Origin of the sequence: Alkalicoccobacillus porphyridii (assembly GCF_007293315.1) — a bacterium.
GTDB lineage: Bacteria > Bacillota > Bacilli > Bacillales > Bacillaceae_D > Alkalicoccobacillus > Alkalicoccobacillus porphyridii.
On record NZ_VLXZ01000432.1, the window covers coordinates 1 to 233 of the forward strand.

1 protein-coding gene is annotated in these 233 nt (G+C 50.2%); it reads left to right on the plus strand.

The window, feature by feature from the left end:
- Positions 1–233: SLBB domain-containing protein (locus tag FN960_RS24835; protein WP_185971178.1), on the plus strand; the 233-nt coding region annotated here is incomplete at both ends.

Sequence of the window (233 nt, forward strand, 5' to 3'; positions counted from 1 at the left end):
TTTATTCCGCGCAACGATGATCTGAAAGTCTTCGTGATGGGTGAAGTGGGTAAACAGAGCACGCTGAAAATGGACCGCAGCGGTATGACCCTGGCGGAAGCGCTGGGTAACGCTGAGGGTATGAATCAGGATGTCGCTGATGCGACGGGGATTTTTGTTATTCGTGCAACGCAAAACAAGCAGAATGGCAAAATCGCCAATATTTATCAGCTGAATGCGAAGGACGCATCGGC